The following is a 22,915-nucleotide window of genomic DNA, read 5'->3' on the forward strand; positions in this document are numbered from 1 at the left end:
CGCCCGAGCCTCGTACGCTTGACCAGGTGAGACGCAGACCCCGGATCCCGCCCTCCCCCCTGCCGCAGCGCGAGGGAGTCGACCCCGTGCGGATCAGGCTGCCGCGGGACGGGGGGTGGGCCACCGTGCGGGAGCATCTGGTGGAGCGGCTCGCGGCGGGGGCCGGGGTGATCGACGGGATGTTCGGGGACGGACTGATCGTCGGCGCCGACGGGCGTCCGGTGGCGCCCGACGCGGCGTACGAGCCGGGGATGTTCGTGTGGTTCCACCGGGAGCTGCCCGACGAGGAACCGGTGCCGTTCGCCCTCGACGTGGTGTACCGCGACGAGCACATCGTCGTCGCCGACAAGCCACACTTCCTCGCCACCACCCCGCGCGGGGGCCATGTCGCCGAGACCGCGCTCGCCCGGCTGCGGCGGGAGCTCGGCCTGCCGGCGATCGGCGCCGCGCACCGCCTGGACCGCCTCACCGCCGGGCTCGTGCTGTTCACCGTGCGGCCCGAGGAGCGCGGCGCCTACCAGACGCTGTTCCGCGACCGGCTGGTCCGCAAGGAGTACGAGGCGGTGGCCCCGTACGACACGGGGCTCGCGCTGCCCCGGACGGTCACCAGCCGGATCGTGAAGGAACGCGGGGTGCTGGCCGCGCGCGAGGTGGCGGGCGAGGCCAACGCCGTCACGGAGGTCGAACTCACCGGCCACCGCGACGGACTGGGGCGCTACCGCCTGTTGCCGCGCACCGGGCAGACCCATCAACTGCGGGTGCACATGAACGCGTTGGGCGTGCCGATCCTCGGCGATCCGCTCTACCCGGTGGTGACCGGCCCCGTGCCGGCCGGTGACTTCCGGCGTCCGCTCCAACTGCTCGCGCGGGTCCTGGAGTTCACCGATCCGGTCACGGGACGCGCGCACCGGTTCGTCAGTGGGCGGGCACTGCGGGCCTGGTCCTCGTACGACGACTGGGCCCAGGAGGCGTGATCGTCGACGGCCCGGCTCAGTAGCCCCGCCACCAGCGCAGGAAGCGCTGCCAGGCGCCGAGTCGGCGCACGGGTTCCGGTGTCGCCGGCAGGACGGGCGATGCCACGGGTGCCGGGGCGGGCGCCGCGGCCGGCTCGTCCGTCGTGACCTCCAGGCTCGGCCGCTGCCGCGGCACGGGGCTGATGGACGGCACTTCCTCGACGTCCTGGGGCGCCTGCGGAGCGAAGTACACCGGAAGCTCCACCAGGTGGCGCGAGGACATCGACGAACGCCAGCGCAACTCGTCCTCGTCGCCCTCGAGTTCGACGTCGGGCAGCCGGATCAGCAGTGCCTCGACCCCGACGTCCGCGATGGCACGGCCGATGTCCTGGCCCGGGCACTCGTGGGGGCCACCGCCGAAGGCGAGGTGGGCGCGGTTGCCCATCATGTTGGCCTTGAGGTCGGGACGCACCTTGGGGTCGATGTTGCCCGGCGCGATCCCCAGGATCAGACCGTCGCCCCGGCGGATCTCCCGGCCGCCCAACTCCGTGTCCTGCTTGGCGAAATAGCCGAGGACCGCGCTGAACGGCGGCTCGTCCCACAGGGACTGCTCGACCGCCTGGGGCACCGTCATCTGCCCGCCGTTCAGCTGGGCGCGGAAGCGCGGGTCGGTGAGCACCACGCGCAGCACGTTGGCGAGCAGGTTGGCCGTGGCCTCGTACGCGGCGAGCAGCACCAGGCGCAGATGCTGGGAGACCTCGTCGTCGGTGAGCTGGGCCGGGTGGTTGATCAGGACGCTGGTGAAGTCCCCGGTGGTCTCGACCCGGCGCCGGGCGGTGTGCCGGATCAGGATGTTCATGACGTACTCGTTGCTGGCGATCGCGGTCTCGGTGCCCCTGAGCAGGTCGCGGGTCGCCTGCACCAGCCGGTCGTCGTACTCGTCGGGCATGCCGAGGATCTCGCACAGCACGGCCATCGGCAGGTGCTCGGCGAACTGGCTGACCAGGTCGGCCCGGCCCTTCTCGCAGAACCGGTTGACGAGCAGCTGGGTCGCGCGGTTGATGTGCCGCCGGATGGTGCGGTGGTTGATGGTCGACATGGCACCGATGACCGCGCCGCGCAGCCGCAGGTGTTCGTCGCCCTCGGCGTGGGAACAGATGGGCTGCCAGGCGATGTGCGGCGCGAGGGGGTGGTCGGGGCCGGCCGTGCCGTCCTGGACAGCCGTCCACAGCCGGCTGTCCCGGGAGAAGTGTGTGGGGGTGCTCACCAGGTGCAGGTTCTCGGCGTGGCCGAGCACCACCCAGATCGGCACGTCGTTGTGGAGCAGGACGGGGGCGACCGCACCGTGCTCCTGACGGAGTTTCTCGTACAGGTCTCCCAGGTCGTCCGCCTCGGGGCCGTACAGCCGGTGCAGTCCGCCGGGGCCGAGGCCGTGGGCGGGGCAGCCGGGCGGCGGGGCGAGCGTACGGTCGTCCGTACCGGCCGGGAAGTGGGATTCAGACGTCACGGTGATGGCTCCGAAACTGAAGTGGATCCGGTGTCTTGGGGGTGTCCGGGTTCTTGGGGGTGGTCCGGTGTCTTGGGACGGGAGTGGCGGCCGCCGCGGGCATCAGGTGTGTGCCTGGCTCATCGTGAGCGAGTACAGGAAGTGCATCAGCGTCATCAGGACGTCCCGGCTGGAGGCCCGGCGGCGCGCGTCGCACTGCACGATCGGGATGTCCTCGGACAGGTCGAGCGCGGCGCGCAGGTCCTCGATCGGATAGCTGGGCGCGTCCGGGAAGGTGTTCATGGCGACGACGAAGGGCACACCGCGCTCCTCCAGACGGCCGATCACGTCGAAGCTGACTTCCAGCCGACGGGTGTCGATCAGTACGACCGCGCCGAGCGCGCCTTCGAACAGGCCGTTCCACAGGAACCAGAAGCGCTCCTGGCCGGGGGTGCCGAAGAGGTAGAGCACCAGCCGTTCCGTGATGCTGATGCGGCCGAAGTCCATGGCGACGGTGGTCGCGGTCTTGGTCTCCGAGCCGTAGTTGTCGTCGATGCCGATGCCGGCCTGCGTCATGGTCTCCTCGGTGGTCAGCGGTTTGATCTCGCTGACGGCACCCACCATGGTCGTCTTGCCGACTCCGAACCCGCCCACGATCACGATCTTCACGGCGGCTTGCGCCGTGTGCGGCAGATGGTCCTCGGCGCGCGGGCCGGTGATCGTCTCAGAGCTTTTGAAGTCCATGCATCACCGCTTCGAGGAGGGAACGGTCGGGGAGCGCCGAGCGAACGATCGGGGCGCGTGCCTGTACCAGTTCGGCCGCCAGCAGCTCGGTGAGCAGGACGGTCACCACGCTGAACGGCAGATTGAGATAGGCCGAGAGCTCGGCCACGGACAGAGGGGCCTGGCAGAGCCGGAGCAGCGCCGACTGCTCCGGCTGGGTGGTGGGTGTCGGCGCGTCGGCGCGCGCCACGATCAAGGTGACCAGGTCCAGGTCGGCCCGCTCGCCCGCCTCGCCCCCACCGGTGAGCAGATACAGGCGCCCGGGATTCTTGGGGTCCTCTTCCTCACCGTCTTCCTCACCCTCTTGGGGAGGCCGCTCCCGGGGAGGGTCGGTGAACTCTTCCTTGGGGTATCGCCGTCGGCGTTGCGGAGGAGTCATACGGTCTGCCCGTTGCGCCTCGGCGGACTGGTCAGATGGGCGCCGATCCGGGCGACGAGGTCGCTCATGCGGTTGCTCATGAGGCCGGGCTCCGCGATCTGGTTGGCGAGGACCGCGAGATAGGCGTTGGCCCCGGCGGACATCAGGTAGAAGTAGCCTCCGTCGATCTCGATGAGGACCATCTTCATCGTGCCGTCGCTGCTGGGAACCTCGCTCGCGACCGCCGCGGCCAGGCTCTGCAGGCCCGCGCAGGCCGCGGCGACGCGGTCGGCGGCGTCCGGGTTGCCGCCGTAGCGTGCGATGCGCAGTCCGTCGGCGGAGAGCACCACGATCTGCTGGATGCCCGGTACTCCGTCAGCGAGATCCCTGAGCATCCAGTCGAAGTTGTCCCGCTGATGGATCACTTGAGGTCCCCCTCGTCGTCGGCCTCCGAGGCCGCCTGGTTCTTCCTGGTGAACGCGTCGGGGTCCGGGTCACGCTTGAGGCCCTCCCAGAACGCCTCGACCCAGTGCCCCGGTGGCTTCTCCTCTTCCTTCTCCTTCTCCTGCTTCTTCGGGGCGGCGGGCACAGTGCCCCAGGAGGGCGCCGCGGCGGCGGCCGCCGCTTCCTCTGCGGCGAGCCGGGCGGCCTCGGCGTACCGCTCCCTGAGCGGGATCTTGACCCGGCTGCGCCGCTGCGGCAGGCCGTTGGGCGTCCACTCGGTGACCAGGGGGGCGTCGTCGTCCCTGGACCCGTCGTCCTGCTCGGGGAGGCGGGGTCCGGTGGTCGGGCGACGCTTCTTCGGCTTGCGGTTGGGCCCCTCGACCCCGTCGGTGTCCATGGTCGCGGTGGAGTTCGCGCCGATGCCGTGGGCGAGGGAGGCCGCGGGGTCCTTGGTGAGCATGTTGCTCGGCACCACGACGACCGCGCGGACACCGCCGTACGCGGACTGCCGGAGCGCGATCGCCATGTCGTACATCTTCGAGAGCCGGCCGACGACGGAGATGCCGAGCCGGGGGGCCTCGCCGAGAACCTGGAGGTCGGTGCCGGCCGCGGCCTGCCGGAGCAGTTCCTCCATCTTGCCGCGGGCCTCGTCGCTGAAGCTGACGCCGGAGTCCTCGATCTCGATGGCGACACCGGTCTGCACCTTGAGGGCGGTCAGGTGCACCTTGCTGTTCGGCGGCGAATAGCGCGTCGCGTTGTCGAGGAGTTCGGCGACCGCGTGGATGACCGGTTCGACGTGGATGCCGTTGACGTTGACGTCGGCGATCGAGTGCAGCTCGATGCGCCGGTACTCGAGGATCCGGGACATCGCGCCGCGCATCACGCTGAACAACGGCACGGGCTTGGGCCAGTTGCGGCCCGGGCGGCCGCCGCCGAGCACCGCGATGGAGTCGGCGAGGCGGCCGATCAGCGCGGTGCCGTGGTCGATGCGCAGCAGGTCGTCGAAGACCTCGGGGTTGCGCCCGTGGTCCTCCTCCATCTCGCGGAGTTCCTTGTTCTGCTGGTGGACGATCGCCTGCACACGGCGGGCGATGTTGACGAAGGAGCGGTGCGAGGAGTCGAGCAGCAGCTTCTCGGTGTCCAGCAACTGCAGGATGGTCCCCAGCAGATCCCGTTCCACCTCGGAGATCTGCGGCAGGCTGGGGTCGTCGACGCCGAAGCGGAGCGCCACGGAGTCGGGGTTCATGCCGCGGTTCATGCGCCGGATCGCGGCGGGCAGGACTTCGTGGTGGAAGCGCTCGATGTCCTGGTCGTGGGCGGCGACGCGCTGTTCCAGGAACGCGGTACGGCGGGCCAGTTCGGCGCGCACGGCACGGATGACGCGGCCACGGCGTACGGCTTCGGCGGCGACCGCGATCACCAGCAGGGTCGCGATGCCGCCACACCAGCCGACGGCGGCCCGGGCCGGGCCCGTCACCAAGGCGACGGCGGCCCCGGTCACCGCGGCCATCAGTATGGCCGGCGGCAACAGCACGCGCGCGTAGGGAAGTTCACGGCCACCGGGAGGCGATTGAACACTCACCATGTATGCCCTCTGAGACAAATCGGCTGGGGTAGGGGGGAGTTCGTGGGGAAACTGCGTGGTCAAACCGGATCTTCGGAACTTTTGGGAACAAGCGCACGATTACATCTCAACTCGGTGCGCTGCGGGCGAGCTTAGTCCGACCGGATCATCGCCGTGTCATATTCAGCAACCGCCTGAAATCGCCCGCGCGACAGGAGTACTCTCGGCCATTTACACGCTCAGGCTTCGTTCGCACACGGTGAGTAGTGGTGTACGGGCATGCGAGAACCGCACCTCCACAGGGCGGCACGTCAGATTCCGGCGATCCGCAGCGCCGCGTCGGCGGTTGCCTCGGCGAAGGCGGACACGGGCCGCTCGGGATCGGACCGGTGCACGAGGATCACCCCTTCGATGAGACCGAACAGCAGATCCGTCCGCAGGTCGAGTTCACTCTTGACGAGCGCGCCACCCGCCGTGGTCGCGGCCAGCAACTGCCGGTAGGTGTCCTTCAACTCGGCCCGTACGGCATGGAAGCCGGCGAAGCGTTCGGCGCGCACCTCGGGCAGCAGATAAAGACCGCCCAGGTTGTGCGGGCCTTCGCAGAGCAGCTCCACGTCGGTGCGGCACAGCTCCCACAGCCGGTTCTCGGGCGGGGTCGCGTCGTCGGCGAGGAGCTCCCGGGCGAAGGCGAGCGAGGGTGTGACGGTCGACTCCAGGAGCTCGGCGAGCAGCTCCTCCTTGCCGGAGACGTAGTGGTACATCGAAGCCTGGCGCATCCCGGCCCGCTCGGCGACGGCACGGGTGGTCGTCGCGGCGTACCCGCGCGTCGTGAACAACTCGGCGGCGGCGTCGAGCAGTTCGTCCCGCGGCGACAGCCCACTGTCCGGCCGCTGCGCAGCCCGGGGCCGCCCGACCCGTCGCCCACCACCACTTCCCATGCGTTCGATCCTCGCACACGGGACCACCCCCAAGAGGCGCGAGCAACCGCACGCCCCGCCACACACAACCCTCAGCTCCAAACCCACAGCACACCCCACCCACCAGGGGCGCGGGGAACTGCGCGCCCAGCCCCACACAACCCGCACCTCCAAACCCACAACGCCCCCACCCACCAGGGGCGCGGGGAACTGCGCGCCCAGCCCCACACAACCCGCATCCTCGAACCCGCGGAGCGCCCCGTACCGCCAAACCCGCGGAGCGTCCGGTGAGGGGTCGGTAACCGTCCGGCAACACTCGGGACACGGCCCCGACCCTCCCCGCCCCTAATTTCTGTCGAGCGACAGAAACCACCCAGGAGCCGGAGGACTCGCGATGGCGACAGCGACCACTTACGGAGCCCGTGCCCACGCCCGGGCGCAAGAGGGCTCCCGCACGGAGGCCATGCCCGTCGTCCCGGCGAGCGCCTGGCCCGCGCCGCCCTGCGAGGCGGGCCACCTGGTGTGGGCGGAGACGGTGGCGGCCGGCAACTACACGCACAAGGTGCTGGCCCGCGGCACGGAACTCAGGCTCACCGACCTCAGGGGCGACGCCTGCGCGCACCTGCTCCTGTACGCCGCCGACCGCCCCTGGGAACGCCTGAACGTGGCGGACACGGTCAAGGTCCAGTGGAACGCCTACCTCGGCGAGGGGCAGCTGCTCCTCTCCGACCAGGGCCGCGTCCTCGCCTCCCTGGTCGCCGACACCTCCGGCCGCCACGACACGCTCTGCGGCACCTCCACCCTCGTACGCAACACCCAGCGCTACGGCGACGGAACTCCGCAGTCCGCCTCCCCCGCCGGCCGCGAACTGTTCAAGCTGGCCGCCGCCAAGAACGGCCTCGAACCCCGCGACCTGCCACCCTCGCTCTCCTTCTTCCAGGGCGTGGAGGTCCGTGACGACGGCTCGCTGGACTTCACCGGTTCCGCGGGCCCCGGCGGCAGCGTGACGCTGCGCGCCGAACAGGACGTGACCGTGCTGATCGCGAACGTGCCGCACCCCGCCGACCCCCGTACGGAGTACGTCAGCACTCCCCTGGAGGTCCTCGCCTGGCGCGCGGCCGCGACCGCGCCCGGCGACCCGCTGTGGGAGGCCACGCCCGAGGGCCGCCGCGCCTTCCTGAACACCGCCGAGTTCCTTGCCGCGAGGGGGATCGCATGAAGACCGTGGTTCCGGCCCGGGCCGCCTGGTCCGCCGTCGTCCGCACCGGAGAGACGCTCACCGTCACCGACCTGCACGGCAACCAGGCCGTCGACTTCCTGGTGTACGACGCCCACGACACGACCGTGCGCTACAGCGCGCCCGACACGATCCACGCGCAGGGCAACCTCTTCCTCACCACCGGCAGCGTGCTGATGTCCAACGAGCACACCCCGCTGATGACCGTGGTCGCGGACGAGGTGGGCCGGCACGACACGGTCGGCGGCGCCTGCTCCAAGGAGTCGAACACCCTGCGGTACGGCCACCACACCTGGTCCCAGCACGCCTGCGTGGACAACTTCCTCGCGGAGGGCGCCAAGTACGGCCTCGGCAAGCGCGATCTCGTCTCGAACATCAACTGGTACATGAACGTGCCGGTCGAGAAGGACGGCACCCTCGGCATCGTCGACGGCATCTCGGCCCCGGGGCTCACGCTGACCCTGCGCGCCGAGTGCGACGTCCTCGTGCTGGTCTCCAACTGCCCCCAGATCAACAACCCCTGCAACGGCTTCGAGCCGACCGCGGTGGAGATGACCATCGAGGCGAGCGGGGCGACGGGATGACCTTCGACACTCTGCTGGTCGCCAACCGCGGCGAGATCGCGGTACGGATCATCCGCACCGCCCGTGAACTCGGCCTGCGCACGGTCGCCGTGTACTCGGACGCCGACCGCTCCGCACCCCACGTCCGGCTCGCCGACGAGGCGGTACGGCTGGGGCCCGCGCCCGCGAAGGAGTCGTATCTCGACGCCGACCTCGTCCTGAAGGCGGCCAAGGACACCGGGGCCGGGGCGATCCACCCCGGGTACGGCTTCCTGTCCGAGGACGCGGCCTTCGCGCGGCGCTGCGAGGACGCCGGGATCGTGTTCGTGGGTCCGACGCCGGAGCAGCTGGAGCTGTTCGGGGCGAAGCACACGGCGCGGGCGGCGGCGGAGGCGGCCGGGGTGCCGTTGGCGCCGGGCACGGGACTTCTCCCCGGTCTCACCGAGGCGCTGGAGGCGGCCGCCCGCATCGGCTATCCCGTCATGCTGAAGGCCACCGGCGGTGGCGGCGGCATCGGTATGTCGGCATGTCGCTCCGCCGATGAACTGACCGGGGCGTGGGATCGGGTACAGCGCGTCGCCGCCGCCTCCTTCTCCTCCGCCGGGGTCTTCCTGGAGCGGCTGGTGGAGCACGCCCGCCATGTCGAGGTACAGGTCTTCGGCGACGGCCGGGGCCGGGTCGTCACCTTCGGCGACCGCGACTGCTCGCTCCAGCGCCGCAACCAGAAGGTGCTGGAGGAGGCCCCGGCACCGGGCCTGCCGTCCTCCGTCCGCACCCAACTCGCGGCTGCCGCACGAGACTTGTGTGCCGCTGTCGGATACCGCTCGGCCGGAACCGTCGAGTTCGTCTACGACGCCGCCCGCGAGGAGGCCTACTTCCTGGAGGTCAACACCCGCCTCCAGGTGGAGCATCCGGTCACCGAGGAGATCTACGGCGTCGACCTCGTCGCCTGGATGCTGCGGCTCGCGCGCGGGGAGTCGGAGGTCGTACGCGATCCGGGGGCGCCGCGCGGTCACGCCGTCGAGGCCCGGGTGTACGCCGAGGACCCCTCGCGCGACCACCGGCCGAGCGCGGGCCTGCTGACGCGGGTCGAGTTCCCCGGCGGCGTCCGCGTGGACGGCTGGGTGGAGACGGGCACCGAGGTGACCACGTCCTACGACCCGATGCTCGCCAAGGTCATCGCGTACGGCCCGGACCGGGCGCACGCGCTGGAACGCCTCGACGAGGCGCTGGCCAGGACCCGGGTGGACGGTATCGAGACGAACCTGGGGCTGGTGCGGGCCGCGCTCGCCGAACCGTCCTTCCGGCGGGCGACGCACTCGACGGCGACGCTGGCCGAAGTCGGCGATCCCACGCAGCGCGTCGAGGTCGTCTCCGGCGGGACCCTCACCACGGTCCAGGACTGGCCGGGCCGCACCGGCTACTGGCAGGTGGGCGTGCCACCGTGCGGTCCGATGGACGACCTCTCCTTCCGGCTCGGCAACCGCGTCCTCGGCAACCCCGAGGGGACACCCGGTCTGGAGTGCACCCTCCAGGGGCCGACCCTGCGTTTCACCCATGCCACGACGGTGTGCGTCACGGGCGCACCGGCGCGGGTCACCGTGGACGGCGCGGCGATCGCGCAGTGGGAACCGGTGACGGTACCGGCGGGGGCCCTGCTGGAGGTCGGCTCCCCCACCCAACACGGCCTGCGCACCTACGTGCTCTTCGCGGGCGGGGGCCTGGACGTACCGGCGTTCCTCGGCAGCGCGTCCACGTTCACGCTGGGCCGATTCGGCGGGCACGGAGGCCGCGCCCTGCGTACGGGCGACGTACTGCACGGCGGCTCGGCGACGGATCACGGGGTGCCGGTACCGGTCGGCGACCGCCCCGTGTTCTCCTCCACCTGGCGGGTCGGCGCGCTCGAAGGCCCGCACGCCGCACCGGAGTTCTTCACCGAGGACGACATCCACGACTTCTACGCCGCCGACTGGAAAGTCCACTTCAACTCGGCGCGCACGGGCGTACGGCTGATCGGCCCGAAGCCCCGCTGGGCACGCACGGACGGCGGCGAGGCGGGCCTGCACCCGTCCAACATCCACGACACGCCGTACTCGGTGGGCGCCGTCGACTACACCGGCGACATGCCGGTGCTGCTCGGCCCGGACGGCCCCTCGCTCGGTGGCTTCGTCTGCCCGGCGACGGTCGTCAGCACGGAACGCTGGAAGCTCGGCCAGTTCCGCCCCGGTGACACCGTGCGCTTCGCACCGCTGGCCGACGACGGCTCGCAGCGGCCCGCGATCGTCGACGGTGGGGTGCTCGCGCGGGACGGCGATGTGACGTACCGCCGCAGCGGAGACGACAACCTGCTGGTCGAATTCGGGCCCATGCAACTGGACCTGGCGCTGCGCATGCGGGTCCACGCGCTGATGGAAGCCGTGGCCGAGGCCGCGCTCGACGGCGTCACGGACCTGACCCCCGGCATCCGCTCCCTGCAGATCCAGACGGACCCCGGCAGGCTTCCGCAACGCGAACTCCTCGCCATGGTGCGGGAGACGGTCCGCACGCTCCCTCCGAGCGACCAACTGGTCGTCCCCTCCCGCACGGTGCACCTCCCCCTCTCCTGGGACGACCCCGCGACCCGCGAGGCGATCGCCCGCTACATGGCGGGCGTCCGCGACGACGCGCCCTGGTGCCCGTGGAACATCGAGTTCATCCGCCGCGTGAACGGCCTGGACTCGGTGGACGACGTGTACCGCACGGTGTTCGACGCGGAGTACCTCGTCCTGGGCCTGGGCGACGTCTACCTCGGCGCACCGGTGGCCACCCCGCTGGACCCGCGCCACCGCCTGGTCACCACCAAGTACAACCCGGCACGCACCTGGACCGCCGAGAACTCGGTCGGCATCGGCGGCGCCTACCTCTGCATCTACGGCATGGAGGGCCCCGGCGGCTACCAGTTCGTCGGCCGTACGACCCAGGTGTGGTCGGGGTGGCAGCAGCGCGGCGCGTTCGAGCCGGGCTCGCCCTGGCTGCTGCGCTTCTTCGACCGCATCAAGTGGTACGCCGTCGAGCCCGACGAACTCCTCGACCTGCGCGCCGACATCATCTCGGGCCGTTTCGTACCCCGGATCGAGGAGGGCGTCTTCTCTCTCGCCGAGTACGAGGCCTTCCTCGCCACCCACTCCACGTCCATCGCGGAGTTCCGGGCCAGGCAGGGCGCCGCGTTCTCCGCCGAGCGGGACGCCTGGGAGGCGGCGGGCGAGTTCGACCGCGCGGACGCCGTGTCCGCGCCCGCGGCGCCCACCGCCGAGGTGACCGTCCCCCCGGGTGGCCGTCTGATCGAGGCCGAGTTCGCGGCCTCCGTGTGGCAGCTGAACGTCAGGCCGGGCGACCGGGTGACGACCGGCCAGCCCCTGCTGGCGCTGGAGGCGATGAAGATGGAGTCCAGGGTGCCCGCCCCGATGGACGGAGTGGTCCAACAAGTCCTCACCAAGCCCGGCGCCCAGGTGGAAGCGGGCACGGCACTGGTGGTCCTGGCGCCGGTGAGCTGAAAACACGCCGGTGGTCTGTGGGCAGGCGTTCCTCCCCCAAGTTCTCGGCTCCGCTCGAACAGGGGGGACCCCCATGGGCGGAACGGGTGGGCACAGACCACCCACCGGCCCGCGCCCGAAGAACAAGGAGCAACCCATGTCCGCCCTGACCCGAGTCCGCATGGCCTACGCCCACATCGAAGCCGTGGACCGCCCCGAGATCTGGATCGACCTCCGCCCCCAGGCGGAGGTCGAGAAGGAAGCCCGGGCCATCGACGCCCGCCTCGCCGCGGGCGAACACCTCCCCCTCGCCGGCAAGCTCCTCGCCGCGAAGGGCAACATCGACGTGGCCGGCCTGCAGACCACCGCAGGCTGCCCGGCCTACGCGTACACCCCGGAGGGCGACGCCCCCGCGGTCGCCCGCCTCCGCTCAGCCGGCGCACTCGTCCTCGGCACCACGAACCTCGACCAGTTCGCCACCGGCCTGGTCGGCACCCGCTCCCCGCACGGCGCCGTACGGAACGCCCTGGACCCGGCCAGGATCAGCGGCGGTTCCAGCTCGGGATCGGCCGTGGCCGTGGCCCTCGGCATCGTCGACCTCGCCCTCGGCACCGACACGGCCGGCTCCGGACGCGTCCCCGCCGCCTTCAACGGCATCGTCGGCCTCAAGCCCACCCGCGGCCTGGTCCCGGCCACCGGTGTCGTCCCGGCCTGCGCCTCGCTCGACTGCGTGACCGTCTTCGCCCGTACGCTCCCGGAGGCCGAGCAGGCCCTCGCGTACCTGGCGTCCCCCTCCGGACGCGAACTCCCCGCACTCCCCCAGCGGGCCCCCGGCCCCTGGCGCGTCGCCGTCCCCCCGACGGCACAACTCGGCGAACTCGACGAGGGCTGGGCGCAGGCGTACGAGGCCGCCGTGGAGCAGCTCGTCGCGGCCGGGGCCGAGGTGCGCACGCTCGACCTCACCCCGTTCACCGAGGCGGCGGCGATGCTCTACGAGGGCGCGTTCGTCGCCGAGCGCTATACGGCGGTGGGGAGCTTTGTCGACAAGTTGATCAGCGAGGGGGGTGAGGGTCTCGACCCGACCGTTGCCGGGATCATCACCCGCGCCCGGGATATCCCGGCCCACCAGCTCTTCGCCGACCAGGACCGGCTGGCGGCCCTGCGCACCCGGGCCCTCGCCGAACTCGGGGACGCGGACGCCCTGCTGCTGCCGACCGCACCCGGCCACCCCACGCTCGCGGAAGTCGCCGCCGACCCGCTCGGCGCCAACGCCCGGCTGGGCCGCTTCACCAACTCCACGAACCTCTTCGACCTGGCGGCGGTCGCCGTCCCGGCCGGTCTCACGCCCGCCGCTCTGCCCTTCGGCGTGATGCTGATCGGCCCGGCGTTCACCGACGAACGCCTCGCCCGGATCGCCGCGCTGCTCCAGCCGGGCTTGCGGATCGCGGTGGTCGGCGCCCACCTGTCCGGCCAGCCGCTGAACCCCCAGCTCCTGTCCCTGGGCGCGGAGTGGGAACGTACGACCACGACGGCACCCGCCTACCGTCTGCACGCACTGTCCACCACCCCGCCCAAGCCGGGCCTGGTCCACGTCGGCGAGAGCGCCGGAGCCCGCATCGAGGCCGAGGTGTGGCGACTGCCCGCGGCGGGCCTCGGCCGGCTGCTCGCCGACCTGCCGCGACCGATGGCACTGGGCCGGGTCGAACTGGCCGACGGCACCCACGTGCCCGGCTTCCTGTGCGAGCCCGCGGCGCTCGAAGGCGCCGAGGACATCACGGAGTACGGCGGCTGGCGCGGCTACCTCCGGACCCGCGCCTGACCTCACGACCGTGGTCGGGCCGGAAAAGCGACGAGTCACGATGCGGCAAAAAGCATCGCGAAAACGGGCGCGGGCCGAACGTGCGCCGGGGCCGGGGCGTCACAGGCGTGGCACGAGCTTCGCGCCGCACCACTCGCCTTCCGTTCGTCAGCGCCGGCCCCCGGGGGACCCATGCAGTCCACGACCACCCGTATCGCCCGTCTGCTCGTCCCCCTCGCCCTCCTGAGCGCCGGAGCCGGTGCCGTCACGGGGTGCGGCAGCGAAAGGGCCGCCGGCAGCGGGGTGGAGGCCCCCGGCACCGGTCAGGAGCCGCGGGCGGAGAGCCGCGCCCGACAGGTCGCCGACGCCTGGGACGGGTCCGAGGCCGCTCGGCAGTGGCGCCAGGGCTACCACCCGATGGCGGACGCGGTCCAGCTGCCCGAGGGCGGCCCGCGCGACAAAGCCGACCAGCGGGCCTTCACCACCCAGAACTTCGTGCTGCGCGGCGCACTTCCGGCCCTCCCGCGCAAGGACGGGGAGGTGAGGTGGAAGAGCGGAGCCTCCCTCACCCTGCCGCTGATGGAGGCGCGCGAGGCGTACGAGAGGGTGGCGCGCGGCGGGAACGACGGCCCGCACCTGACCGTGACCGGGGCGAAGCCGGGCGAGATGACCCTGGCCACCAGCCGGGGCCCGGCGACCATTCCGGCCTGGCTGTTCACCCTGAAGGGCTACGACACTCCGCTCAAGCGCGCTGCCGTCGGCCCCTCGAAGCTCCCCGAGCCACCGATCGGGCCGAGCCGGGATGTCCCCGCCGGCACGCTGGTCCCGCTCGACCGCCTCGTCGAGGTGGCCGGCGACGGCCGGTCCGTCACGGTCCTGGCCGACCACGGGTCCTGCGACTCCGGACCCGCCGTGCACGTACGGGAGACCGGGGCCAGTGTGGTGCTGTCCGCGTCCGTCCTCGGAGCGCGGAAGGGTCCCTGCACCGGTGAGATGATCCGCGCGAGGGCGACGGTGAAGCTGACACGCCCGCTCGGCGACCGTGTCCTCCTGGACGCCCACACCGGCCGCCCTGTGCCGCATGAGGGGCCGCACGAGGCCTCACCAAGCTGGAGCTGACAAGAAGGCGCGCCGCCCCCGGCAGGGAGGCGGCGCGCCACGAGCGACCGGGCCACCGGCTCGGCTCATCCCACCGACGAGTAGGCGACCACTCCGCGCAGCAGGCCGTCGACCGCCTTGCGGGCGTTCTTCGCGACCGTCGACCTCTCACCGCCGGACACCGGCGCGGCGGCCGAGATCTGGCCCAGCACGTCGATGACCTGCTTGCACCAGCGGACGAAGTCACCGGCCGGCATCTCCGCCTCGCGCAGCACCTCGTCGAGGCCCTTGCCGGAAGCCCACTCGTAGGCCGCCCAGGCGAAGCCGAGATCCGGCTCGCGCTGGCCGACGCCCTCGGACTGGGTGATCCGGAAGTCCTCCTCCAGCGCGTCGAGACGGCCCCAGATGCGGACCATCTCACCGAGCGCCGCCTTGGCCCTGCCGGACGGCAGCTTCGGCGCCATCGCGTCGTCACCGACCCGCGACTCGTACACCAACGCCGAGACGCAGGCCGCGAGTTCGGCCGGGTCGAGACCCTCCCAGACCCCGGCGCGCAGGCATTCGCTGGCCAGCAGGTCGAGTTCGCCGTAGAGCCGGGCGAGCCGTCTGCCGTGCTCCGTGGCCTCGTCGCCGCGCAGGTAGTCCAGCTCGGTGAGGAGGGCGACGATCCGGTCGAAGGTGCGGGCGATGGTGTTCGTCCGGCCCTCGATGCGGTTCTCCAACTGCTTGGTGTCGCGCAGCAGTCGGTGGTAACGCTCGGCCCACCGGGCGTGGTCCTCACGGTCGTTGCACCCGTGGCAGGAGTGCGCGCGGATCGCGGTGCGCAGCCGGGCGATCTCACGGTCGTCGGCGGCCTCGGAACGGCGCTTGCGCAGCCGGTCGGGAACGATGTGCCCGGCCTTGGTGCGCAGCGCGGAGGCGAGGTCGCGACGGGACTGCGGGGAGCGCGGGTTGAAGGACTTCGGGATGCGCATCCGCTCCAGCGCCTCGACCGGCACCGGGAAGTCCATCGAGGCCAGCCGCTTCACCTGGCGCTCGGCGGTGAGGACCAGCGGGCGCGGTCCGTCGTGGTGCTCGAAGCCGCGGTGGCCGTTGGAACGGCCCGCGGGCAGCCCCGGGTCGAGGACCAGCGCCAGGCCCGCGAACTTGCCGGTCGGGACATGGATGATGTCGCCGGGCTTGAGCTTCTCCAGCGCCACGGCCGCCTCTGCGCGCCGCTGCGCCGCGCCCTGCTTGGCGAGCTCCGTCTCGCGGTCCTTGAGTTCGCGGCGAAGCCGCGCGTACTCGTCGAAGTCCCCGAGGTGGCAGGTCATGGACTCCTTGTAGCCCTCAAGACCCTCCTCGTTGCGCTGCACCTGCCGGGAGATCCCGACGACCGACTTGTCGGCCTGGAACTGCGCGAAGGACGTCTCCAGCAGCTCGCGCGAGCGGTGCCGGCCGAACTGCTCGACCAGGTTCACGGCCATGTTGTACGACGGCTTGAAGCTGGAGCGCAGCGGGTAGGTGCGGGTGCCCGCGAGTCCCGCCAGGTGGTCGGGGCTGAAGCCGCGCTGCCACAGCACGACGGCGTGGCCCTCGACATCGATGCCGCGTCGCCCGGCGCGACCGGTGAGCTGGGTGTACTCGCCGGGTGTGATGTCGGCGTGCTGCTCGCCGTTCCACTTGACGAGCTTCTCCAACACCACCGAGCGGGCAGGCATGTTGATGCCCAGTGCCAGGGTCTCGGTCGCGAACACGGCCTTCACCAGGCCGCGTACGAAGAGTTCCTCGACGACTTCCTTGAACGTGGGCAGCATGCCCGCGTGGTGGGCCGCGATGCCGCGCTCCAAGCCCTCCAGCCACTCGTAGTAGCCCAGGACGTGCAGGTCCTCGGAGGGGATCGACTCCGTGCGCTCCTCGACGATCTCGCGGACCTTCGCGCGCGCCTCCTCGTCGTTCAGCCTGAGGCCCGCGTACAGGCACTGCTGGACGGCGGCCTCGCAGGCGGCGCGGCTGAAGATGAACGTGATCGCGGGCAGCAGGCCCTCGGCGTCGAGCCGTTCGATGACCTCGGGGCGGCCCGGTGTCCAGATCCGCGAGCGCTGCCGGCGCTCGCGCTCGCGGTCGGCCTCGCGCATGGCGCGGCCACGTCTGCGGTCCTGGAACGACGGACGGCTGGCCTCCATCCGGGCCAGGCGGGTGAGGTCGGGGTTGACCGCCTTCTTGTTGCCCTCGCCCTCCTCGAAGAGGTCGTACATCCGGCGACCGGCCAGCACGTGCTGGAACAGCGGGACGGGCCGGTGCTCGGAGACGATCACCTCGGTGTGGCCGCGCACGGTGTCCAGCCAGTCGCCGAACTCCTCAGCGTTCGACACGGTCGCCGAGAGTGACACCAGGGTCACCGAATCCGGGAGATGGATGATCACTTCCTCCCAGACGGCGCCGCGGAAACGGTCGGAGAGGTAGTGCACCTCGTCCATGACCACATAGCCGAGGCCGAGAAGGGTCTGGGAGCCCGCGTACAGCATGTTGCGCAGCACCTCGGTGGTCATGACGACCACCGGGGCTTCGGAGTTGACGCTGTTGTCGCCGGTGAGCAGGCCGACCTTGTCCGCGCCGTAACGGCGGCACAGATCGGCGTACTTCTGGTTCGAGAGCGCCTTGATCGGCGTGGTGTAGAAGCACTTCTTGCCCTGCTGGAGGGCGAGGTGGACGGCGAACTCGCCGACGACCGTCTTGCCCGAGCCCGTGGGCGCGGCCACGAGCACACCCTTGCCCGTCTCGAGCGCCTGGCAGGCCTCGATCTGGTAGGGGTCGAGGCCGAAGTCGTACATCTCGCGGAAGGAGGCGAGCGCGGTGGCCTGCTCGACAGCGCGCTTCCGTGCTGCCGCGTACCGCTCGGCCGGTGAGAGGTCCTCTGTCATCGTGCTTTCGAGACTACCGGCAGCCACTGACAACATGACGATCAATATCCGGATCTGTTTATCTCAAACCCCGGATTCCCGCAGCTCAGGCAATGGCCACGCGCACCGCAGCGGGCACGCACTCCGCCGTGAGCGGCAGTGGCCCCAGCGGCTCCCCGTCCGCGTACGCGGTGACACCCTCTGCGACGAGCTCGACCTTGGCGGCCCGGTGCGCGGTGACGACGGGGTGGTCGAGGTGGGTGCCCCGGTAGACCCTGGGGAACACCTTGAGCAGGGTCGTACGGCTGCACTCCCCGACGACCGTGACGTCGAACAGCCCGTCCTGCAGGTCGGCGCCCGCGCAGATCCTCATTCCGCCGCCGTACGACGACCCGTTGCCGACCGCGACGAGGGTCGCCCGGATCTCCCGGACCTCGCCGTCGTCCAGGGTGATCCGGTACGGGAGGGGCCTGAGGGCGGCCAGTTCGGCGAGCATGGCGAGGTCGTACTTGAAGCGGCCGACCGGCCACCGCATGCGATTGCCGCGATCGTTGACCCGGGAGTCGAAGCCGGAGGCGAGGACGGTGGCGAACCAGGTGCCGTTCACCCGGCCCAGGTCGATGCCGCGCAGCCGCGCCCCCTTGAGGGACTCGGCGATCAGCCGTCCCGCGGCCGCCGGGTCGCGCACCGGAAGCCCGAGGGCGCGGGCGAAGTCGTTGCCGGTGCCGGCGGCGACCAGGCCGAGCGGGGTGCGGGTGCCGGCGACGGCCTGGAGGGCGAGGTTCGCCATGCCGTCGCCCCCGACGGCTATCAGGGCGCCGGTGCCGCCCTCGACGGCCTCCCGCGCGCGCGTGAGGGCGTCCTCGGCGTTCTCCCCGAGGACCGTACGGACGGAGAATCCCGCCGCTCGCAATGCGAAAGCGGCCGGCTGCGCCGCGTGGGCGCCCCGGCCGCGTCCCGCGGTGGGGTTGACAAAGAGGGTGATCTCGCTGGTCACGGCCCTGACCCTACGAGATCTCCGGGCTTCGTCAGGTCACGTCGTCATAACCGTTGACCCGGTCCGTGCCCGACTGCTCGGGCAGCGCGCGGTGCGCCGACACGCTCTCGACCTCGCCGATGTTCTCGGGCGTGAGGTCCAGGTCGGAGGCCTCGTCGTCGGCGGGGCCCTGCTCCTCGCGGCGGCGCTTGCGCTTGTCGTTCATCAGGGAGAACGCGACCGCGCCGAAGTACAGCACCCAGATCGGCACGGCGAGCGCCAGCATCGTGGGCGGGTCGGTGCTGGGTGTGGCGAAGGCCGCGAAGACCGTGATGCCGAGGATCATGCCGCGCCACCAGCCGAGCATGCGCTTGCCGCTGAGCACCCCGGTGAGGTTGAGCATGATCAGCAGCAGGGGCAGCTCGAAGGAGAGACCGAAGACGACCACCATGCGCGTGACGAGCTGGAGCAGCTGGTCGAGCGGCAGCAGGTTGTCGACCCCGTGCGGCGTGAAGCCGATGAGCACCTTCGCCGTGGTGGGCAGCACGTTGTAGGCGAAGAAGGCACCGACGAAGAAGAGCGGCACGCCCGTGCCGACGAAGGCGTAGGCGTACTTCCTCTCGTGCTTGTGCAGACCCGGCGCGACGAACGCCCACAGCTGGTAGAGCCAGACCGGTGAGGCGAACACGACGCCGGCCATCAGCGAGACCTGCAGGGCCAGCGTGAAGGGGGCGAGCAGGCCGTTGATCGTGATCCGCGCGCAGGGCTGGGTATGGTCGGTCGACTTCGTCAGCTCTTCGAAGGTCTTCCCGCAGCCGACCGAGTCGAGGATCGGCTTGGTGAGGAAGTTGATGATGTCGTTGTAGAAGAAGGCGGCCACGATCGTGACGACGATGATGGCCAGCATCGCCTTCGCGAGCCGGTTGCGGAGCTCACGAAGGTGATCCGCTAGGGGCATCCGCCCCTCGGGGTCCTTCTCCTGGCGGGCAGAGTTGAGCAACCCACGTCCTCATCTCGTGCGGCGGGCCGGAGGCGTCCGGCCCTGCGTCAGCGCTTGGTCGTGTCCGTCGGCTCGGTGACCGGGCGGGAGCTGGTCACATCGCCGGGCGCGGCCTGGATCGTGCGCTGAGCCGGGGTCTGCTCGTCGGTGCTGGGCGGACCGGCCGGGGCGGGGGTGCTGCCCTCGTCCTTCATCGCCTTGGCCTCGCTCTTCAGGATGCGCGCGGACTTACCGAGGGAGCGCGCCATGTCCGGAAGCTTCTTCGCGCCGAACAGCAGGATGATGACGACGAGGATGAGAATGATCTCGGGAGCGCCGAGCCTTCCGAACATAAGTCTTTACCTTCTCACCGAGGCGGCTGGGTCGGGGTGCTGTCCGATCGGTCGGACTTGTGTCCGAACGTCGTGATGACAGCGATCGTAACGCTCAGGGGTGAACGCGGGGCAATCCCTGTGCGTACTCCCAGTTCGCGGCCGGCGCCTCGTTCTCCGGACCGCGATCAGAAGCGTACCCGCCCTCACCGGCAAGTTGACAGGCTCAAACGGCTCATTGCGTATACCTGGACGGACTCATACCGGGATCCCTGGAAGGTCATACGGCATCCACAGAACGCGCGACCCCGACGGCCGCCCGCTCCAGGTCGTCGGCCGCCTGGTTGATCCGGCGCGCGGAGTCCGTCACCTGCCGTCCCAGACGTTCCGCTTCCACGAAGACACGGACAGCGAGCACGCCGAGAACGGCGATTCCAAGAAAACCCACGACAATCGCGAACATCGGCCAGAACATGAGGCCGAGCCTAAGACGTGGAGTGCAGACGGAGTGTGCGCACCCCGCCGCCGGTGAGGAGTTCGACGATGCGCTCGCCCGCGGGCTTGCGGACGGCCGAGCCGCACTCGGTGCAGGTGAAGGAGTAGAACGTGGTGCGGCTGGTGGCGCCGATGGCCAGCATCAGGGCGTTCGCCCTGAGCTCCAGAGCGGCCCGGCAGTCGGGGCAGCCGGCCTTGAACAGCACGTCGGCGACTCTGCGCATACCGGCGAACGCGGTGACGGCCGTCATCTCCGCCGCGCCCACGGACGCGCCGGCCCGCTCCGCGCCGCCCGCCTTCACCGGCCCGCCGGCCCTCTGCGAGGTACCGGCCCTCCCCGACGCGCCCGACATCGCCGACGTGGTCAAAGCCCCTGCTCCTGCCTGTCGTACGGTCCGTCCTCATCGCCCTCGAGCCCGTCGTAGGCCGCGAGTGCCTCCCGAGCCGCTTCGCGGGCGCTGTCCGCAAGCTCCGGGGGCGACACGATCCGGCCGTCCCGGCCCAGGCGCAGCGCCAGCCGTCGCAGCGACGTGGGGTCGGGGGTCCGCAAGGTGATACGCAGCCCGCCGTCCGGCAGCTCATCCGCACTGTCGTGCGGGTAGTACTCCGCGACCCAGCGCCCGCCCGGCCCGACCTCGACGACCACCTCGGGGTCCTCGGCCGCGGGCTGCACCAGCCCCTCGGAGAGGTCCCGCAGCTCGACCTCGGGCGGCGCGGACGGCTCGTCGAGGATGCGGATCTCGGCGACCCGGTCGAGCCGGAAGGTGCGGCGCGCCTCGGAGCGGCGGCACCAGGCCTCCACGTACGTGTGCCCGACGCTGACCAGGCGGATCGGGTCGATCTCGCGCTCGGTGAGCTCGTCGCGCGAGGGCGAGTAGTAGCGGATCCACAGCCGGCGCCGCTCGGAGATCGCCCGGTCGACGTCCGCGAAGACGCCGCCCTCGGACTCGAAGGTCACCGAGAGGCGGGAACTGGCGCCCGCCGCCTCGCCCGAGGCGGCCTCCACCTTGGCGGTGGCGCGCAGCAGCGCCTGCCGGTCGCCCTCACGCAGCCCGGGCAGCGTGGAGACCGCGCGGGCGGCCACCAGCAGCGCGGTCGCCTCGTCCGCGGCGATACGGAGGGGTTCGGCGACGAGGTCGGGGTTGTGCCACCAGATACGGTCGCCGTCGGTGTCGATGTCGAGGAGGTCACCGCCGCGGAAGCTGGTCCCGCACAGCGGCAGCACGTCGAGGTCGGAGATCAGCTCGTCCTCGGTGATCCCGAAGGCCCGGGCGACATCACTGACGTGCGCGCCGGGGCGCTCGCGCAGATAGGTCACCAGGGACAGCATCCGCCGGGTCTGGTCGATCGCGTTCGTGGGCCTGGCCGGTTTTCCTGCCACGTTCTCTACGTTCCCCCTCAGCCCTTGGCCACGGCGCGCAGCCGGTCCACTACATCGGCCCGCAGCTCGGCGGGCTCCAGGACCACCACGTCGGGCCCGAACTCGACGAGCCAGGCGTCCAGACCGTGCCCGTACGGAATCTCCAACTCGTCCCAGCCGTCGCCGAGTTCCCGTACGGAGACCGCTTTGGCCCGCAGCGGGTAGCCGGAGCCGGTGCGCAGCCGGATCCGCGCGGAGCGGTCGGCGATCTCGCCCGCCCAGCTCGCCACGGTCTCCCGCACGGTGACGACATCGGGCACCTCGGCGGTGTACCTCCCAGCGCGGGAGCGGACCCTGCCGGTGATCCGCGAGAGCCTGAAGACACGCTCGGCGCCGCGGTCGCGGTCCCAGCCCGCCAGGTACCAGTGGCCGCGCCAGCACTCCAGCGCCCACGGCTCGACCTGCCGGGTCTCGGGGTGGGCGGCGGTGGCCTTGCGGTAGTCGAAGACGACCGGGCGGCGGTCGCGGCAGGCCAGCATCAGCGGCTCGAAGGCCGCCTCGTGCACGGGGATGTGCGGTTCGAGGGCGCCATGCGCCTCGTAAGGGTCGAAGTCCTCGGGCAGCCCGGCGGCGCGCAGCTTCTGCAACGCACCGCTGGCCGCGCCGGCCAGCCGGGCCTGCTGCCAGACCTTGGCGGCGAGGCCGAGGGCGGCGGCCTCCTCGGCGTCGAGGGTGATGGGCGGCAGGCGGTTGCTGTCGCGGCGGGCGAGATAGCCGACCTCGCCGTCGAGGTTCTCCACCGTCTCGATGACCAGGCCCAGCTCGCGCAGATCGTCCTTGTCGCGCTCGAACATCCGGTTGAAGGAGTCGTCCGACCCGGCTTCCAGATAGGCCTCGATGGACTCGCGGAGTTCGCGCTTGCTGAGCGGCCGCCGCGTCCCGAGCAGACACAGCGCGAGGTTCATCAGCCGCTCGGCCTTGGCAATGGCCATCGACGCCCTTCCTCTGGTGCTTCCGACCGATGACCGTACCGCTCCGGAGTGCCCCGGCAAAAGCCGAGGGCCCATGCCCGGACAGGCATGGGCCCCAGGTGATCGGCTTCGGACGAATCCCGATCACAGGGCGTACGAAGATCGGGCGGGAACCCGACCTCCATGCTGATCGGATCAAGACCCGAT

General features: G+C 71.2%; 20 protein-coding genes. 6 read left to right on the forward strand and 14 right to left on the reverse strand.

Annotation, left to right across the window (positions count from 1 at the left end; all coding sequences use genetic code 11):
• Nucleotides 1-26: 26 nt before the first annotated feature.
• Nucleotides 27-974: an RluA family pseudouridine synthase gene (locus tag KVT44_RS06830; protein WP_217566394.1), complete on the forward strand. Its 948-nt coding sequence runs from the start codon at nt 27-29 to the stop codon at nt 972-974.
• 16 nt (nt 975-990) lie between these two features.
• Here the strand turns inward: KVT44_RS06830 and KVT44_RS06835 are convergent, their stop codons facing one another.
• From KVT44_RS06835 to KVT44_RS06860, 6 genes are all read right to left on the reverse strand, one after another.
• The gene (locus tag KVT44_RS06835; protein WP_217566395.1) at nt 991-2,460 is read right to left on the reverse strand and encodes a cytochrome P450; all 1,470 of its coding nucleotides are present in this window, start codon (nt 2,458-2,460) and stop codon (nt 991-993) included.
• A gap of 102 nt (nt 2,461-2,562) precedes the next feature.
• Complete coding sequence (locus tag KVT44_RS06840; protein WP_054231186.1) at nt 2,563-3,183, reverse strand: ATP/GTP-binding protein; 621 nt, start codon at nt 3,181-3,183, stop codon at nt 2,563-2,565.
• Entirely contained in the window at nt 3,164-3,601 is a 438-nt protein-coding gene (locus tag KVT44_RS06845) for a DUF742 domain-containing protein (protein WP_099923574.1), read from the reverse strand. The genes KVT44_RS06840 and KVT44_RS06845 overlap by 20 nt, the downstream gene beginning before the upstream one ends.
• Nucleotides 3,598-4,005 (reverse strand): roadblock/LC7 domain-containing protein, encoded by a 408-nt coding sequence (locus KVT44_RS06850; protein ID WP_054231184.1) that lies wholly within the window; start codon nt 4,003-4,005, stop codon nt 3,598-3,600. Before KVT44_RS06850 ends, KVT44_RS06845 begins: the two co-directional genes overlap by 4 nt.
• On the reverse strand, nt 4,002-5,609 hold the full coding sequence (locus KVT44_RS06855; protein WP_217566396.1) for an ATP-binding protein: 1,608 nt from the start codon (nt 5,607-5,609) through the stop codon (nt 4,002-4,004). The genes KVT44_RS06850 and KVT44_RS06855 overlap by 4 nt, the downstream gene beginning before the upstream one ends.
• A gap of 290 nt (nt 5,610-5,899) precedes the next feature.
• The gene (locus KVT44_RS06860; RefSeq protein WP_217566397.1) at nt 5,900-6,526 is read right to left on the reverse strand and encodes a TetR/AcrR family transcriptional regulator; all 627 of its coding nucleotides are present in this window, start codon (nt 6,524-6,526) and stop codon (nt 5,900-5,902) included.
• A gap of 373 nt (nt 6,527-6,899) precedes the next feature.
• Here KVT44_RS06860 and KVT44_RS06865 point away from each other — a divergent pair, with 373 nt between their 5' ends.
• The 5 genes from KVT44_RS06865 (at nt 6,900) to KVT44_RS06885 (ending at nt 14,734) form a co-directional block, all read left to right on the forward strand.
• Complete coding sequence (locus KVT44_RS06865) at nt 6,900-7,724, forward strand: urea amidolyase associated protein UAAP1 (protein ID WP_095855594.1); 825 nt, start codon at nt 6,900-6,902, stop codon at nt 7,722-7,724.
• A complete protein-coding gene (locus KVT44_RS06870; protein ID WP_097283982.1) occupies nt 7,721-8,326 on the forward strand; it encodes an urea amidolyase associated protein UAAP2 in 606 nt (201 codons plus the stop codon). Before KVT44_RS06865 ends, KVT44_RS06870 begins: the two co-directional genes overlap by 4 nt.
• On the forward strand, nt 8,323-11,838 hold the full coding sequence (locus tag KVT44_RS06875) for a 5-oxoprolinase/urea amidolyase family protein (RefSeq protein ID WP_217566398.1): 3,516 nt from the start codon (nt 8,323-8,325) through the stop codon (nt 11,836-11,838). The genes KVT44_RS06870 and KVT44_RS06875 overlap by 4 nt, the downstream gene beginning before the upstream one ends.
• A 136-nt stretch (nt 11,839-11,974) precedes the next feature.
• Nucleotides 11,975-13,636, forward strand: coding sequence for an allophanate hydrolase (gene atzF / locus KVT44_RS06880; protein ID WP_217566399.1), 1,662 nt, complete (start codon nt 11,975-11,977; stop codon nt 13,634-13,636).
• A 171-nt stretch (nt 13,637-13,807) separates the two neighbouring features.
• Nucleotides 13,808-14,734 (forward strand): hypothetical protein, encoded by a 927-nt coding sequence (locus KVT44_RS06885; RefSeq protein ID WP_217566400.1) that lies wholly within the window; start codon nt 13,808-13,810, stop codon nt 14,732-14,734.
• Nucleotides 14,735-14,799: 65 nt separating this feature from the next.
• On the opposite strand, the gene KVT44_RS06890 is transcribed toward KVT44_RS06885, so the two are convergent.
• The 8 genes from KVT44_RS06890 to KVT44_RS06925 form a co-directional block, all read right to left on the reverse strand.
• Complete coding sequence (locus KVT44_RS06890; RefSeq protein WP_217566401.1) at nt 14,800-17,661, reverse strand: RNA helicase; 2,862 nt, start codon at nt 17,659-17,661, stop codon at nt 14,800-14,802.
• A 40-nt stretch (nt 17,662-17,701) separates the two neighbouring features.
• Nucleotides 17,702-18,592, reverse strand: coding sequence for a diacylglycerol kinase (locus KVT44_RS06895; RefSeq protein ID WP_217566402.1), 891 nt, complete (start codon nt 18,590-18,592; stop codon nt 17,702-17,704).
• 31 nt (nt 18,593-18,623) lie between these two features.
• A complete protein-coding gene (tatC, locus tag KVT44_RS06900) occupies nt 18,624-19,571 on the reverse strand; it encodes a twin-arginine translocase subunit TatC (RefSeq protein WP_217566403.1) in 948 nt (315 codons plus the stop codon).
• A 47-nt stretch (nt 19,572-19,618) separates the two neighbouring features.
• Entirely contained in the window at nt 19,619-19,903 is a 285-nt protein-coding gene (tatA, locus tag KVT44_RS06905; protein ID WP_054231175.1) for a Sec-independent protein translocase subunit TatA, read from the reverse strand.
• Nucleotides 19,904-20,162: 259 nt separating this feature from the next.
• Nucleotides 20,163-20,357 (reverse strand): hypothetical protein, encoded by a 195-nt coding sequence (locus tag KVT44_RS06910; protein WP_101406110.1) that lies wholly within the window; start codon nt 20,355-20,357, stop codon nt 20,163-20,165.
• Nucleotides 20,358-20,367: 10 nt separating this feature from the next.
• The gene (locus KVT44_RS06915) at nt 20,368-20,628 is read right to left on the reverse strand and encodes a hypothetical protein (protein ID WP_168517106.1); all 261 of its coding nucleotides are present in this window, start codon (nt 20,626-20,628) and stop codon (nt 20,368-20,370) included.
• Between the two features lie 113 nt (nt 20,629-20,741).
• On the reverse strand, nt 20,742-21,758 hold the full coding sequence (locus tag KVT44_RS06920; protein WP_217566404.1) for a YafY family protein: 1,017 nt from the start codon (nt 21,756-21,758) through the stop codon (nt 20,742-20,744).
• A 17-nt stretch (nt 21,759-21,775) separates the two neighbouring features.
• The gene (locus KVT44_RS06925) at nt 21,776-22,729 is read right to left on the reverse strand and encodes a YafY family protein (protein ID WP_099923564.1); all 954 of its coding nucleotides are present in this window, start codon (nt 22,727-22,729) and stop codon (nt 21,776-21,778) included.
• Nucleotides 22,730-22,915 lie beyond the last annotated feature (186 nt).

It is taken from the genome of Streptomyces sp. GbtcB7, from assembly GCF_019091445.1.
Lineage (GTDB): Bacteria > Actinomycetota > Actinomycetes > Streptomycetales > Streptomycetaceae > Streptomyces > Streptomyces mirabilis.

Excerpts from the sequence above, each read along its gene's own strand:
- KVT44_RS06840 (WP_054231186.1), bottom strand. The coding sequence starts at position 3,183 with ATGGACTTCAAAAGCTCTGAGACGATCACCGGCCCGCGCGCCGAGGAC.
- KVT44_RS06845 (WP_099923574.1), bottom strand. The coding sequence starts at position 3,601 with ATGACTCCTCCGCAACGCCGACGGCGATACCCCAAGGAAGAGTTCACC.
- KVT44_RS06855 (WP_217566396.1), bottom strand. The coding sequence starts at position 5,609 with ATGGTGAGTGTTCAATCGCCTCCCGGTGGCCGTGAACTTCCCTACGCG.
- KVT44_RS06860 (WP_217566397.1), bottom strand. The coding sequence starts at position 6,526 with ATGGGAAGTGGTGGTGGGCGACGGGTCGGGCGGCCCCGGGCTGCGCAG.
- KVT44_RS06865 (WP_095855594.1), top strand. The coding sequence starts at position 6,900 with ATGGCGACAGCGACCACTTACGGAGCCCGTGCCCACGCCCGGGCGCAA.
- KVT44_RS06870 (WP_097283982.1), top strand. The coding sequence starts at position 7,721 with ATGAAGACCGTGGTTCCGGCCCGGGCCGCCTGGTCCGCCGTCGTCCGC.
- KVT44_RS06875 (WP_217566398.1), top strand. The coding sequence starts at position 8,323 with ATGACCTTCGACACTCTGCTGGTCGCCAACCGCGGCGAGATCGCGGTA.
- atzF (WP_217566399.1), top strand. The coding sequence starts at position 11,975 with ATGTCCGCCCTGACCCGAGTCCGCATGGCCTACGCCCACATCGAAGCC.
- KVT44_RS06885 (WP_217566400.1), top strand. The coding sequence starts at position 13,808 with ATGCAGTCCACGACCACCCGTATCGCCCGTCTGCTCGTCCCCCTCGCC.
- tatA (WP_054231175.1), bottom strand. The coding sequence starts at position 19,903 with ATGTTCGGAAGGCTCGGCGCTCCCGAGATCATTCTCATCCTCGTCGTC.
- KVT44_RS06910 (WP_101406110.1), bottom strand. The coding sequence starts at position 20,357 with ATGTTCTGGCCGATGTTCGCGATTGTCGTGGGTTTTCTTGGAATCGCC.
- KVT44_RS06915 (WP_168517106.1), bottom strand. The coding sequence starts at position 20,628 with ATGACGGCCGTCACCGCGTTCGCCGGTATGCGCAGAGTCGCCGACGTG.
- KVT44_RS06925 (WP_099923564.1), bottom strand. The coding sequence starts at position 22,729 with ATGGCCATTGCCAAGGCCGAGCGGCTGATGAACCTCGCGCTGTGTCTG.